Origin of the sequence: Arthrobacter sp. lap29 (assembly GCF_032458965.1) — a bacterium.
Classification (GTDB): domain Bacteria; phylum Actinomycetota; class Actinomycetes; order Actinomycetales; family Micrococcaceae; genus Specibacter; species Specibacter psychrochitiniphilus.
In genome coordinates this window covers 100,035-113,723 of the sequence record NZ_JAUCEK010000004.1, presented here as the reverse complement: position 1 = coordinate 113,723, position 13,689 = coordinate 100,035, and the positions used below count along the sequence as shown (strand labels likewise).

Genomic DNA, 13,689 nt, shown 5'->3' with positions numbered 1-13,689 from the left:
GCTAAACCATGGCGGTCACCCCGCGACGGTGACCGCGAAAATGACGGCCGGTTCACTGCCCGCCTGGGCGCCGGGGTGAACCATCACAGGGTTTTCAACAGCAGGAATGAAGACGCAGCCACCCCGGTGTAGCGCCATGTCGCTGCGCGGCGAGTCCAGCAGGACGGAGCCTTGCACCGCCAGTACCAGTAGCGGGCCGTTCTGGACCAAGGGGACCGGGGCGGCCCCGGCTGAAAGCTCCACTCGCTGAAGCGCAAATTCGGCGAAAGGCGGCTCCCAGACCTGCTGACCGAGATCCGTGGTGCGGGTGGGGACCATGGGGACCGTGTTGGGGCTAAAGTTCACCGTGTCAAGCAGCTCCGGGACGTCCATATGCTTGGCCGTCAGGCCGCCGCGCAGCACATTATCCGATGACGCCATCACTTCAAGACCCAGGCCGTTCAAGTACGCGTGGATGTTGCCAGCTGGCATGTAGATGGCCTCACCGGGGCGCAGCGATACCCTGTTCAACAACAACGAGACCAGCACCCCGGCATCTCCAGGATATTGCCCCGCCAGTTCCACCACGGTGCGCAGGGAGGCGGCGCCGTTATCCGGCAGCCCTGCACAAGTGTTGGAGGCGGCGCCCTCACCCGCTGCCAGAGCTGTGCTGTCCGCTGCCAGAGCGGCGGCGGCCAGTTCCACAAGGGCTGTGGTGGCAGCCCCACCGTCCACGAGTGTTTCAAAGGCGCGGCGCACCACCATGGGGGCAGCCATACGGGAATTCAAGGTCATCTCTAGCTGGTGCAGAAGCTCTGGAACCTGAGCGCCGTGAGCCTCGATGGCTGCCGCCACGGCACGGAAGAGGGCCGCGGCCTCGGCGCATGGCCGAAATCCGCACAAGGCCTCGAAAGGTGTCAGAGCCAGAATCATCTCCGGCTTGTGGTTCGCATCCTTGTAGTTGCGGTGCGCGGCGTCGCGCGGAATACCAGCGGCTTCTTCGGCCGCAAACCGTTCCCCGGCCCGCTCCAGCGTGGGGTGCACCTGGAGGGAAAGTGCGGATTCGGCTGCGAGAAGCTTCGCCAGAAAAGGCAACTTCGCACCAAAGTCAGCATGGACCTGCTGGCCCAGCGTCTCAAGTGGATGCTGGGCAATCAGCTCATCAAGGGGCACCCCACCGTCAGGAGTGGAAGCGATCGAAGGGGAGTCAGAGTGGGCGCCCATCCACAACTCCGCCTCGGGACCGCCGCTGGGCGTGGTGCCCAAAAGTGCGGCAATGGCCGTGGTTGAACCCCATGCGTAGTCACGGGTCACGTTCGTCAGAGCAAACATAAAAATTTCTCCTGGTCCAAGACGAGCTGTAGATCGATTGAAAGTTGTGGCCCGTGGCCGGGCCCCGGCACCCGTGTGGGGTGTTTAGCCGGGGGAGCAGGTGCCGTTGTTCGCCAACAGTGACCCCAGCGTGAGATCGTCACCGTTGATGGCAAGTTGCTGCAGGTATTCGGCAGTGATCTCCGGCCCCGAAGAGGGCGCCGCCGGAGTTGGTGCCTGGGCAGCAGGAGCTTCCGGAGCCGGTTCGGCGGGTACTTCCGGGGCCGGTGCTGCAGGTGCTGCCGGCTCTGCCGGTGCGGGCGCCTTAGATGTAGGCGCCTTGGGAGTGCTCGCCGGAGGGTTCAGGAGCTGCTTGACCCGCTGGTGCAGCACCCCAAAGTCCGGATATGTGGGGAAGTTTTTATCGAAATCTGGGGGACCAATAGTCAGGCGGGCCAGCGGGTGTCCCTTGGACTTCAGCGCCAGCGAGACGAAGCTGCCCAACTGTCCGGCAGGTAAGTCTGATTCAACAACCTTTGATCCGGCATCAGCAAGTGCACTGAATTTGGTGAAGATGGTGGCCGGGTCCATCTGGGCCAGCATCGCGGCCTGAATGCACTGCTGGCGCTGGCTCCGGTTGTACTCCAGCACCCATTGCCGGGAGCGGGCAAACCAGAGGGCATGGTAGCCGTCGAGCTTTTGCACACCCGGGGCAATCCAACCGGTGGGTGGCAGATGATCGCCGGTACCGTTGATGTCATCGCCGCTGATTGGTACCCAGCCGCCCACATTGACTGTGACCCCGCCCAAGGCGTCAATTAAATTGGAGAAGCCAGCCATGTCCACCAGAACATAACCTTGGATACTCAGGCCCAGGATGCCGCCGGCGGCATCCATCATGGCGCTGGCGCCGGGATCCGCCGAACCCGGATACAGAGTGGGGTGGTTGTTAGTGACATCGGTGTAGAGGAAGTTAATGATGCACTGATCCCCGCAGTTGTAGCCATCCGGGTAGACATCCCATAGGGGAGAGCCGGGCTCAAAGCGCGCATTCTGGAAGTTGCGCGGAATGCTGATGGTGGCAGCCTGACCGGTTTTTGCATCAACACTGACCACCATGATGGAGTCCGGGCGCCTGCCACTGCGGTCCTCACCGGCGTCGCCGCCCATGAGGAGAAAATTGTAGCGGCCGTCAACTGGTTTCATATTGGGGCCGGCCGCGAAAATGCTGGTGATGGCATTGCGTCCGGAATTAATGAGAAAAGCGCCGTAGCCCAAGGAGCCGCTGGTCAGCACCATCAAGACAACCACGGCAATACTGATCATGCCGCGCATTCCCGGTGCCAGCAGGCCGGGCCGGATGATGCTCAGGGTGTTCAGGAACATGTAGGCCCAGCCCACCGCCAAAGCAACCAAAACCACAATGATGAGCAAGGACGGCACGGGGCTGGTAAAAAGATTCAGCAGTGTCTCGCGCTGGAGCAAAGCCAGTAAGACGGCGGCAATCACCAAAGCCCAGACCGTGAAGGTACAGCGCAGTGCCAACCGGCCCAGACGCTTATTGCCTGCCACTACCTGGGCGGCGCCAGGAAGTATAAGTGTCAGCAGCAACAAGATCCAGGCCCGCCTCGAACGCACGGGGGCCGAGGCCGGTTCCGGGAAACGGGCAGGGTCTGTCAACGTGGGCGGAGAATTAGAGGGCCGCGAAACCTTGGGACTGCTAAAGCTCATGCTCTTGTGATCACGCCCCGGTCAGGGCGGAAACGGGCCGGGCCATGGCCAGCGGGTACGTGGCGCTTGCCTTCTCCCGCAGGGCTGCTCCCTTGGCTGTGGCCTGGTGGTTGAGTTCCTGGGCAAAAGTTGCCAATTGGGCCGCCAAGGAGGCTGCCAGCTCGTCAGTTCCGGCCGCCAGCATACGCACGGCCAGGAGCCCTGCATTGCGAGCCCCGCCGATGGACACGGTGGCCACGGGTACTCCGGCAGGCATTTGCACAATGGAGAGGAGGGAGTCCATGCCATCAAGGGTCTTCAGCGGAACAGGGACACCTACCACGGGCAAAGTTGTGACGGAGGCGAGCATACCGGGCAGGTGTGCGGCACCGCCGGCGCCGGCAATGATGACGCGGATGCCGCGGGAAGCAGCCTGTTGGCCGTAGGAAATCATTTCAAGGGGCATCCGGTGAGCGGAGAGAACGTCAGTTTCAAAGGGGATGCCGAACTCGGACAGGGCCGCCGCCGCAGCCTCCATGACAGGCCAGTCAGAATCTGAACCCATGACAATGCCAACAAGGGGTGTGGGTGTGCTGCTCATGGTTTTACGCTCCGTCTCTAATGATGTTTGCCACGGTGGTGGCGCGGGCACGTACTGCAGTGACGTCGTCGTGCTTGGCACCAATCACATTCACGTGACCAATCTTGCGGCCGGGGCGCACAGACTTGCCATAGCTGTGCACTTTAACGGACGGCTCGGCAGCCAGTGCGGCGGGGTAGGCGCTGAATAAGTCCTGGTTGGCGCCGCCCAAAAAGTTCTTCATGACCACAATCGGCCCGAGCGCGTCGGTGTCACCCAAGGGGAGGTCCAGTACGGCACGCAGGTGCTGTTCGAACTGGCCGGTCACGGCCCCGTCCATGGTCCAGTGCCCGGTGTTGTGCGGACGCATGGCCAGTTCATTGATGAGGAAGCCGGGGGCGCGGCCCGGGGTTTCAAACAGTTCGGCGGCCATGACACCTGTCACGGCGAGCTCGTTGGCAATGCGCAGGGCGGCAGCCGCTGCGGCGCTGGCCACCTTGGGCGCGATGTCCGGGGCGGGGGCAATGACTTCATCACACACCCCGTCAACCTGGATGGATTCTGCTACCGGCCAGGCCTTGGCCTGGCCGGACGGCGTGCGGGCCACCAGCGCGGAAAGCTCGCGGGAGAACTCAACCATCTCCTCCACCAGCAGTGGGTTCATGGCCGCAAACCAATCGGCGGCAGCCTCGGCGTCGGCAACGCAGCGCAACACCCGCACACCCTTGCCGTCATAACCGCCACGGGGCATCTTTAGGACAACGGGCCAGCCGTGGCTTTCACCGAAGGCGGCCACGTCTGCCGGTGAGGCCACAGCGGCCCAAGCCGGGTTGGGCAAGCCAAGGCGCTCAATGGCGGCGCGCATGACCAGCTTGTCCTGGGCATTGACCAGCGCATCGGGCCGGGGCTGGACGTTGACGCCCTCCGCGATCAGCGTCTGCAAATGGCTGTTTGGGACGTGTTCGTGGTCAAAAGTGAGCACGTCCACGCCGCGGGCAAAAGCACGCATAGTATCAAGATCCTTGTAATCGCCCACGGGGGCGTGGGCCACTACCGGCACCGCACACACCTCCGGCGATTCAGCAAGGACGCGTAATTCAAAACCAAGGGCCACGGCTGCGGGGGCCATCATGCGGGCTAGCTGTCCGCCACCCACCACACCGATTACAGGAAAAGTCACAGTCCCCAGCGTACCGAACCTCTGGCCAGATGCATGCTTTGACCAGTGCTGCTAGGCCTTTATAAGGTGTTTTAGGCAACACACGCACGTCAGTAGTGGAATCTTTGGCTTAGAATTTCACCAGAGGCTGCAGCGAGAATCATCCGTTTTTGGCCAAAATGCCTGACGGAGGACCATGTTTCAAAAGCTTGTAGATCGCATCCAAGGCCTGATGGGCCTCTTTTGGCGTGAAGTGGCAAAGTTCGGTGTTGTGGGCGGTTTTGCCTTCGTTATAGACACCGGAATTTATCTGTGGCTGCTCAGTGGCGGCATGAGCGGGCACCCCACCAAGGCAAAGATCATCTCCGCCGCGGTGGCTACCGTCTTCTCCTGGCTCGCCAACCGTTACTGGACGTTCCGCCACCGCCGCCAAGCCAATGTGCTCCGCGAAGTATTCCTGTTCATCATCATGAACGGTATTGGCATGGGCATTGCGGCAGCCTGTGTATACATCTCGCACTGGGTGCTGGGCTTTGAATCCACCACCGCTGACTTTGTCTCCGGCTCTATCATCGGCTTGGTTCTGGGGACAATTTTCCGGTTCTTCGCCTACAGATTTTGGGTTTTCACTGACGAGCTGGATCAGGAGCCCGGATATGAGGCTGACCACAGCCTGATTCAGGCTGAACACGAGGCCTGAGTTTCTGCGCTGGCCCCAGCGTAGATTAGCGCAGCGTAATCTGTTCGCTGGCACGCAGGGCGGGAGTATCGGCTACGCCGTCAGCGAGTAAAACTATTGATCCGCCGGCCGCCCAAATACTCAAGGCGTCCCGCACAACGGCGTCCCATCCGTCCCTCACATGCAGCAGGACCCGCTGGGGGTCAAGTGGCAATGGTATGTGCGGCACCGAAAGTAATTCGGCACCTGGGGTGAGCAGTGCTGCATAAGTGGTGCTGCACTCGCTGGTCCCCGTGCTGTGGTGCTGCCAGGCCACGTCCTGTGAGTCAGCGGCGCTGTCGGCAAAGAAAACATCGGCGTGCGAACGCACGTCGCCGGAGTAATCAAGAGTTCGTGGGGGCAGCTCTGACATCCAGCGCATCTGCAGAGCGGGCAGGGCAACGGCCACAACCAGCAGATCACTCTTAGCCCCGGTCAAATGGCTGTGCGCCACGTCCGGCCAGGCTGTGGCGAGAATGTCTGCGTTTGCGGCCAGCTCGGCCCACAGGTCGGTCTCCGCATCCGCTCCGGGGGCATCAGTAGTGCTGGAGATAGTTGTGCCGGGAACCGTTACTGCCTTCGCTCCCACAGCCCACGTGGCAAGCAACCAGACCATGGAACGCCAGTGCAGCGGCAAGTGCAGGGCAACCACGGTGCCGGGTTCGGCGTCGAGCTCATCCACCAGATAGTTGGCTGTTTTGGCCACCCAGTTATCTAAGACCCGCCCGGAGAATTCCACCCTTTCGGAGCCCGGGCCGTACCACGTCAAACGGGGTGATGTGGGGTTATCGGTGCGGAAGGCGTGCAGTAGCTTTTCGGGGGTATTCACAGAGCGGTCCATGAGAGCCCATTTTGCCATGGTCAACACGGAGGTCAACACAGAGGTCAACGCGGAGCAGATCTCCACCGATTGGAGGAAATCCAATTGTTACGTGATGTGCGTTACACGGATAAAGCTGGGTATTCCCCATGAATTCTCAAAAAACTTCCAATTCTGCCCAAGAACACGGGATTTTGGCGGTTAGAGACCAAAAGACACGAATGTATTGGTCTGAAAATGCCGGGCGTGGCGTGCGGGTAGAACCGCACTGGGAGTGGTTATCATCTCCTCCCGGCTTGACGTGGCGGACTTACATGGATGTAATTAGACGCACCAACCGCTGAGTTTGGCACTGCAGTCCGCATGTTGCGGGAACCGGATGGTTGATTGACAGTGTCAGCGGCAACATTCAGGAGGACGATTATGGGGCAAGCGCAGCTGAGTGTGGAGGATTTTCGTGACGACTCGGTAGCGGCGCAAGCTGCAGCCGCATACCGTTCTCGGGGTGTGCCCACCGATTGGTATGTGGACCCTGCAGATCCGGATGCCGCAGAGTTTCATGAGCGTGAAAATCGTCAGGTTTTGGCTGATGCTGCCACGGCGTTCCTGACCGCACATGAGTTGCAGGCACCCACAGAGCCCGCCTTGGATCAGGGACTTTCGGATGTTGAAGGAGCGGACCCTGACCCCATCTGGATCGGCTTGGGCCTGCCTCGTGATGATTTTAGTGACGAAGGTGAACTAGGCTGGCAGACTGACGCCCTGTGCGCACAAACCGATCCAGAGGCGTTCTTCCCTGAAAAGGGCGGTTCAACCCGGGACGCGAAGAAGGTGTGTGGGGCGTGCAACGTCAAAGCTCAGTGCCTTGAATATGCTTTGGCCAATGATGAACGGTTTGGAATCTGGGGCGGCCTGTCGGAGCGTGAGCGCCGGCGGCTGCGGAAGCGAGCGGTCTAATTCTTGAAGCAGTAAAAGTCACGGCCGTTCTGGTTGCCCACAACGGCGGTGCCTATCTACCCGCAGTCCTGGCCGCTTTGGCCGCACAGACACATCAGCCGGATCAGGTGTTGGCCGCAGACGTTGGCTCCACAGATGACTCTGGTGAGTTGCTGCGCAAGGAACTCGGTGAGCGTCATGTGATCTCCCTCGAAGCCCGCAAAGGCTACGGGTCAGCCGTCAATGCAGTGCTCGAGCACCAAAAGCGGCTCCACGGCGCTGCCGTTCTGCCTGCCCGCACAGCGCGCCACGGATCACAGGGACCTTCCGGGGGAGTGGGTGTGCTCGAGGAGGAGCTGCCCACCTGCAACGAATGGCTTTGGCTCCTGCAAGATGATGCGGCGCCCGCCCCGGATGCCCTTCAGCTGTTGATTGAAGCCACCGAGCGGGCCACCACGGCCACTGTTGTTGGCTGTAAGCAGCTCGACTGGGACAACCACAGGCGACTCGTCGATGTGGGGTTGCGCGCCAACAAGTGGTTTGACCGCTTTTCCCTGGTGGGACTCGATGAGCAGGATCAAGGCCAGTACGATCACTTGACTGACATGTTTGCCGTGAATACCGCCGGCATGCTGGTGCGTCGAGATGTCTTTGAAAGACTGGGCGGATTTGACCCGGCACTGCCCGGCCCCGGAGATGACCTGGACTTCTGCGCCCGCGTCCGGATGGCCGGAGACAGGGTTCTGGTAGTACCCGCAGCCCATATGTTTCACGTGGTGCACAGGCCCAACGGCGTAGGTTCAGCCGTGGCTGCCCGTAAGGCAGGCATTTTTCTCAGGCTCAAGCACGCCCCGGCCTGGGGTGTCCCCTTGCTGTGCATTGGCACGTTCTTCTCCGCTATTTATTGGCTCTTGGCAGGATTTGTGCTGAAGGCGCCCGGTCATGCCGTGCGGATGTTCATCGCCACCTGCGCGGGCCTGATGCATCCCCTCGCGTTGCGGCGCAGCAGGGCTTCCCTAGCCGCCACCCGAACCCAACGCCGCTCCGTCCACAAGGGTCTGCACGTGCCAGAACGGACGGCAAGGGACCACCTGAAAATGCTCCGTGAATCCGTTGGCCCGGAAGAGCACAGCTCCGAGGACATTCTTGAAGGTCCCTCCCTTTTGGAACCCACAGGAGAAAGTCACAGGGAAAATGTGACTCCGCTGGCCGCCACCAGAACGGCACCCATCATCAGTGGGCTCGCCTTGGTAGTGGTGCTGGGGGTGCTCGCGCTTGTGGCGCTCTCACGGTTCCTTGGAGTTCCGGCTTTGATGGGCGGGGCCCTGCTGCCCCTCTCCGCTGATATTGGCACCATCTGGAGCCATGCCACTGATTGGTGGATTTCTCTCGGATCGGGCATGCCCGGCCGGGGCAATCCCTTCAACTTTATTTTGTTTTTGCTCGGCGCACTGGGCGGAAACGCTTCGCTGAGCGTCCTGTGGCTCGTGCTGTTGGCCCTACCGCTGTCAGCCTTCACAGCTTGGCTGGCAGCCGGTGCGTTAACTCTGCGCCGCTGGCCGCGCGTGGTTGCGGCTCTGGGGTGGGCAGGTGCCCCGGCACTGCTGATCGCACTGGGCCAGGGCCGCGTGGGTGCCCTCCTGGCCCACATCCTGATTCCCATCGTCATGCTGGGAATGATCCGCGCTGTCGGTGGCGCGGTAAGCCCCGAGAGCGTTCCGGGCACCGTGGAGGGTGCCCTCCCCAGCACCAAATCCGCAACAGCGAAGTCCGCAACCTCTAAGTCTGCAGTGTTCAAGCTTGGCCGGCCGGGCGTGGGCGGCAACCCCTCGTGGACTGCCGCTGCCGCTGCGGGCCTTGCCTTGGCCGTTGTGTGCGCCGCTGCGCCGAGCCTGTTTGTGGTGGCCGTGGTGGGTGTACTGGCCGCAACCGTGCTTCTGGGACGCCGGGGTAGGACCATTTGGTGGTCCTTGCTGCCAACGGCCGCTCTCTTCTTGCCTTTTGTTTGGTCTGCCTGGGAAAATCCCCGTGCGCTTCTGGCCGATCCGGGGCTTCCCCTCGCGGCAACTCAGGGCCCTCTCTGGCAACAGATCCTTGGTTTCCCGCTTCAGCTGGACACTGTTGAAGGCGTCCTCGGTTTGGGTGCAGCGCCCTGGCTGACCGGCGTTTTCGTGGGAATCATTGGAGTGCCGGTAGTGGCAGCGGCCGTGATTGCCCTGTTGCTTCCCCTGCGCCGCGCCGCCATGGTGCGCAGCCTGTGTCTCCTTGCCCTGTTGGCGCTGGGGGTTTCCTACGGCGGTAAGCTCCTGGCTGTTGCGTTCGACGGCGGTACCCTCGTCACCGTGTTCAACGGTCCCGCTGTTTCCCTTGCATTCTTCGCCTTGCTCGGGGCTGCTCTGGTGGGCTTTGACGCAATTCACCGTCAGGCCTATGAACCGTCCCGTACCTCTAAGGAGCGGCACCCGGCTGCGAAGGCTACCGCCGTGGTGCTCTCAGTGGTGCTGGTGGCAGCGCCGGTGGCGAGCCTCGGTGCGTGGACAGTGCAGCAATTCTCCTCCGACCACTCGGGTGCGGCGCTGAGTGGTCCGTTCCTGCTGGAAGGTGCCACAGCCGGGACCATTCCGGCCACGGCAGCTGACCGCGGTACAGGTCCTGAAGCCAGCCGCACCATTGTGCTCACGGTCCGCCCTGACGGCAGCATTGACGCGGCACTCATGCAAGGTGCCGGAACAACTTTGGACTCGCTCTCAGGAATTTCCGCAGCAGCACGCATCACGGGTGCGCCGGGGAACGAGGCAATTCTTGCCAGCGATGCGCCAACACAGATTTTGGAGTCAACGGTGGCCGCCCTGGTGTCCAAGTCGGGCATTGACCCCCGAAACCAACTGGTGGATCTGGGCGTAGGATTCGTGGTGCTGCGTCCCGGTGACACAGCCGCTGAGCTACTGGCCAGCGAACTTGAAGGGGTTCCCGGGCTCAATAGCGTTGGACCCACCGAATCAGGGTGGTTGTGGCGTGTTGCACCCAGCTACACAACGGCGGGTGACACTGACGTTGTGAATCGTGTACGGCTGGTCGATGCGGGTGGAAAAGCTACTTCTCCCGTGCCATCGAACGGCCTCGGTGTGAAAAGTGCCATTGCTGCCGGGGCACCTGGCCGCACTGTGGTGATGGCCGAACGTGCAGACTCCCAGTGGCAGGCCTGGCTTAACGGCAAGCCGCTCAAGCCCGTCACCGCAGGCTGGGCTCAGGCCTTTGAGCTACCTGCTAGTGCCGGAACCTTGGAGATTCGCTATATTCAGCCACTGGATGCAGTGTTTACCATTGTCATGTTGCTGATCTTCGGATTGACAATCCTGTTGGCAGTTCCCGTCCGGGCCCGTCGTGGCCGCACCGGTGCATACCGGGATGAAGCATCGTTGCAAAGGGTTGGTAGACGTGCCTGAAAATAAGGACAACAACGTTGAGGCTAACTCGGCTGGTAGTGAAACTCAGGGCGAAAAGCTCATCGAGACCCCGCTGAGTGAACCAGCCGTTGACCCCAAGGCTGCCGCTTCAGCTGAGAAAGCCGCCACGGTTGACGCCAAGGCTGTCGCTTCGGCTGAGAAAGCAGCCAAGCCCGCCAAGGCTGTGAAAGCCGCCAAGCCCTCCAAAGCCGAGAAATTCGAGAAGGCCGCCAAAGCAGCCAAAGTCGAGAAATCCGAGAAGCCCACCAAGGCTGAGAAGGCGCAGAAAGCTGCTACCCCGCGAGGTAGGGCTACCCGGAAGGCCGCGCGCCGCTGGCCGGCCATTGTGGCCGGCGTGGCCACGGCGGCTGTGGCTGTTGCCGTAGTGGGTGCCGGCAGTTTGTTCCCTGGCGTGGATGCCACCGCCGTGACGACACCGAGCCCGCATGTACTTCCTGTTGGCGAATCCATGGCGAACTGTCAAGGTCCCACTCAACTGCTGGCCGGTTCCGCAGCAGGGGCCGATCCGGAGTTTTCGCCAAGTTCTTCAGGCACCAAGACCTCCGTCAACGCCGTGGTGCTCAGCAGCGCCGCGGGAGACATCCCGGGATCGCAGATTCAGGGGCTGGACGGCAAGTTCTCCCCTCTGGCTGTCCTTGCCAAACCATCAGCAACCTCTGCTTCAGCTCAGGCTTCGGCGAGTGCGCCGGTGCTGAGCGGTGAACCAAAAGCCCGTGCCGAAGTATTGATCGGGAAAACCGTGGCGGGCCCGTCGGTGCTTCGTCTTGACCCGCTCGGCCCCGAGAGTTCACAGGGGAGCGGATCTGTCATCGTTGAGGCCACTGACGGTGATCTTGCCGGGCTAGCGGCTGCCACCTGCCAACAGCCAAGCAATGAAGTCTGGCTTACCGGGGCGAGCACCATGGTGGGACGGACCGCAATCCTTGCTTTGGCTAACTCCTCCCTGAGTCCCGCTACTGTTTCCCTTGAACTTTTTGGTTCAGATGGACCCGTGCAGTCAGCAGGCAGTAAGGGATTGGTGGTTGCGCCGGGAACTGTGCGCTCCGTTGTACTGTCAGGCCTTGCCCCGGACTCGGACGCGCTCAGCGTCCATGTCAAGAGTGTGGGAGGCCCCGTCAGCGCAGTGATTCAGCAGTCGGTGCTCCGCGGTCTGACCCCGGGCGGGATCGATTATTTGGCGCCGGTCCAAGCACCGGCCAGCTCATTGGCCATTGCGGGCGTGCAGGTTCGGTCCGTGGCGGAATCCGCCAAGATCACGGCGCAGAATGATTACGCAGATGCCGATACCGCATTGATGGTCACGGTACCTGGGATAAAGGACGCGGTCCTGGAGGTCAAGGCCTTCGGCAAAGACGGCCAGGTGGCCCTGCCCAACGGAGGCGTTTTGAGCGCCGCCGCGGGCAAGGTCAGTACGCTCTCTCTGGCAGGGCTGCCCGAGGGCAGCTATTCACTGGCCATCACAGCGGACACCGCCGTTACGGCCGCTGTGCGGCTCAGCAGCTTCACCAAGCCAGGGGCCGCCGTAGACTTCGCCTACGCTCCATCCTCGCCCCGGCTGGGCGAGACCCATCTGATGACCTTGCAAAATGATGTTGATACCAGCTTGGTGTTTGCCGCCTTTGAAGGCAGCGCCACTATCAATTTGGTGCCCGTTTCAGCAAGCGGGGTCTTGGGTCAGGGCAAGGACGTGGAGGTACGGGCTGGCACCTCGGTAGCCGTCAACGCCAAGAAACTGCTGGGTAGTGAAAGCGTTGCCGTGATAGCTTCCGTCTCGGGTGCACCGGCCTTCGGCTCACAAGTACTCGTCAAGGATGGGGGCGCCGGTATTGCCGTGCTGCCGCTGGCCCAGTCCTCCGCCGGAACCCAAGCAATCAATATCAGCACCCGGTACTAGAGCGCCCCCGTTCAGTTGAGCTGGTCAGTTGCGCTGGTCAGTTGCTCCCGGTCAGTTGCCCCGGTAACGCCGGAACAAGGGGTCAACTGCGTCCGGATCAATATTGAGAAGGCCAGCCACTTGCTCCACCAAGACCTCGTGCACCAGCTCCCGCACTTGTCCGGCAGTATCGCAGAGCGCTTCCACCGGGTGGCGGTAAATGATGATGGCGGGCGGTTCCCCCTGGCGGCCGTCAGCTGCGGGGAGGGCGGCGAGATACTTGCCCAAGGGCGCCTGCGCTCCGGAAGCGAGCAGGGCCTCCAACTGATCGGGAACTTCCTCCACCAGGTATTCCACCGTGGCCAGTGCCTCGGGCCACAAGGTGCGAAGGCGTTCGGCGGAGTCCACCACCAGGTCATCAAACTTCTCAGCACGGGTCCGCGAGGCGGGCAAGGCGGCAGCTAAGAGCGGGCCACGGCGCCCCCTGCCATGCCTGTCACGGCGGCGCCGCTGAAACGTTCGGACCGCCGGGTTTGGTGCCGCAGTAGCATCGGATTCCTGCAGATCAAGTGAGATCTGGATCGAACGCTCGCCATGAATTGCCTTGAACTCCATCATTTCATTCTAGGCCGCGGGCTCGCGGAGGGGAAATATCCTCGCGGGAAGGGTAGTGTTGGCAAACGTGGGTATCCTTCGTCAATGCACCAGATCAGCCTGCCGGGAAACGGCCGTGGCCACTTTGACGTACGTTTATGCGGACTCAACGGCTGTCCTGGGTCCTCTGGCCACATTTGCAGAACCACATTGCTACGATTTGTGTGCCAAACATTCCGCACGCCTCACGGCCCCGCGAGGGTGGGAAGTTATCCATCTGGCACGCTCAGATAAGCCACCAGCTCCGGGCCCGGATGATCTGCTGGCACTGGCCGACGCCGTCCGGGAAGCCGCGAATCCAGGCCCGGAAAAGGCCACTGGCGTGAGCGCAACGCGGAGAGACTACCGGGGAGCCCTGGAACCGCCGTCGCACCTGCCCTCATATTCGGGACCCCCCAGCCGCCGCGGGCACCTTCGCATCCTGGAGGACTAAACTCCTAGAAGTTGAGTCCGCAGCTCACGGCCCACCGTCAGGGCAGTAA

At 61.9% G+C, this 13,689-nt stretch carries 11 protein-coding genes; 5 read left to right on the top strand and 6 right to left on the bottom strand.

Annotation, left to right across the window (positions count from 1 at the left end; all coding sequences use genetic code 11):
* Positions 1-15: 15 nt before the first annotated feature.
* The 4 genes from manA to RY113_RS08165 form a co-directional block, all read right to left on the bottom strand.
* A complete protein-coding gene (gene manA, locus RY113_RS08180) occupies positions 16-1,311 on the bottom strand; it encodes a mannose-6-phosphate isomerase, class I (protein WP_315914191.1) in 1,296 nt (431 codons plus the stop codon).
* Between the two features lie 84 nt (positions 1,312-1,395).
* Positions 1,396-3,021, bottom strand: a complete 1,626-nt coding sequence (locus RY113_RS08175) for an LCP family protein (RefSeq protein WP_315914190.1) — start codon at positions 3,019-3,021, stop codon at positions 1,396-1,398.
* A 10-nt stretch (positions 3,022-3,031) separates the two neighbouring features.
* The gene (gene purE, locus RY113_RS08170) at positions 3,032-3,601 is read right to left on the bottom strand and encodes a 5-(carboxyamino)imidazole ribonucleotide mutase (RefSeq protein ID WP_110104647.1); all 570 of its coding nucleotides are present in this window, start codon (positions 3,599-3,601) and stop codon (positions 3,032-3,034) included.
* 4 nt (positions 3,602-3,605) lie between these two features.
* Entirely contained in the window at positions 3,606-4,760 is a 1,155-nt protein-coding gene (locus RY113_RS08165; RefSeq protein ID WP_315914189.1) for a 5-(carboxyamino)imidazole ribonucleotide synthase, read from the bottom strand.
* 175 nt (positions 4,761-4,935) lie between these two features.
* Here RY113_RS08165 and RY113_RS08160 point away from each other — a divergent pair, with 175 nt between their 5' ends.
* The gene (locus RY113_RS08160) at positions 4,936-5,439 is read left to right on the top strand and encodes a GtrA family protein (protein WP_110104645.1); all 504 of its coding nucleotides are present in this window, start codon (positions 4,936-4,938) and stop codon (positions 5,437-5,439) included.
* A gap of 25 nt (positions 5,440-5,464) precedes the next feature.
* Here the strand turns inward: RY113_RS08160 and RY113_RS08155 are convergent, their stop codons facing one another.
* Entirely contained in the window at positions 5,465-6,286 is an 822-nt protein-coding gene (locus RY113_RS08155) for a TIGR03089 family protein (protein WP_315914188.1), read from the bottom strand.
* Between the two features lie 414 nt (positions 6,287-6,700).
* Here RY113_RS08155 and RY113_RS08150 point away from each other — a divergent pair, with 414 nt between their 5' ends.
* From RY113_RS08150 to RY113_RS08140, 3 genes are read left to right on the top strand one after another with little or no spacing between them, the layout of a single operon-like run.
* The gene (locus RY113_RS08150; protein WP_110104644.1) at positions 6,701-7,234 is read left to right on the top strand and encodes a WhiB family transcriptional regulator; all 534 of its coding nucleotides are present in this window, start codon (positions 6,701-6,703) and stop codon (positions 7,232-7,234) included.
* The gene (locus RY113_RS08145; RefSeq protein ID WP_315914367.1) at positions 7,234-10,659 is read left to right on the top strand and encodes a glycosyltransferase family 2 protein; all 3,426 of its coding nucleotides are present in this window, start codon (positions 7,234-7,236) and stop codon (positions 10,657-10,659) included. The genes RY113_RS08150 and RY113_RS08145 overlap by 1 nt, the downstream gene beginning before the upstream one ends.
* A complete protein-coding gene (locus RY113_RS08140; protein WP_315914187.1) occupies positions 10,652-12,574 on the top strand; it encodes a DUF5719 family protein in 1,923 nt (640 codons plus the stop codon). Before RY113_RS08145 ends, RY113_RS08140 begins: the two co-directional genes overlap by 8 nt.
* A gap of 51 nt (positions 12,575-12,625) precedes the next feature.
* On the opposite strand, the gene RY113_RS08135 is transcribed toward RY113_RS08140, so the two are convergent.
* Positions 12,626-13,171, bottom strand: coding sequence for a metallopeptidase family protein (locus RY113_RS08135; RefSeq protein ID WP_315914186.1), 546 nt, complete (start codon positions 13,169-13,171; stop codon positions 12,626-12,628).
* Between the two features lie 64 nt (positions 13,172-13,235).
* Between RY113_RS08135 and RY113_RS08130 the strand changes: the two genes are divergently transcribed.
* Complete coding sequence (locus tag RY113_RS08130; protein ID WP_110104926.1) at positions 13,236-13,640, top strand: DUF3499 domain-containing protein; 405 nt, start codon at positions 13,236-13,238, stop codon at positions 13,638-13,640.
* Positions 13,641-13,689: the final 49 nt, after the last annotated feature.

What these genes read in the sequence shown, in the direction of transcription:
- manA (WP_315914191.1), bottom strand. Translation starts at nt 1,311, where the DNA reads ATGTTTGCTCTGACGAACGTGACCCGTGACTACGCATGGGGTTCAACC.
- RY113_RS08175 (WP_315914190.1), bottom strand. Translation starts at nt 3,021, where the DNA reads ATGAGCTTTAGCAGTCCCAAGGTTTCGCGGCCCTCTAATTCTCCGCCC.
- purE (WP_110104647.1), bottom strand. Translation starts at nt 3,601, where the DNA reads ATGAGCAGCACACCCACACCCCTTGTTGGCATTGTCATGGGTTCAGAT.
- RY113_RS08160 (WP_110104645.1), top strand. Translation starts at nt 4,936, where the DNA reads ATGTTTCAAAAGCTTGTAGATCGCATCCAAGGCCTGATGGGCCTCTTT.
- RY113_RS08150 (WP_110104644.1), top strand. Translation starts at nt 6,701, where the DNA reads ATGGGGCAAGCGCAGCTGAGTGTGGAGGATTTTCGTGACGACTCGGTA.
- RY113_RS08135 (WP_315914186.1), bottom strand. Translation starts at nt 13,171, where the DNA reads ATGATGGAGTTCAAGGCAATTCATGGCGAGCGTTCGATCCAGATCTCA.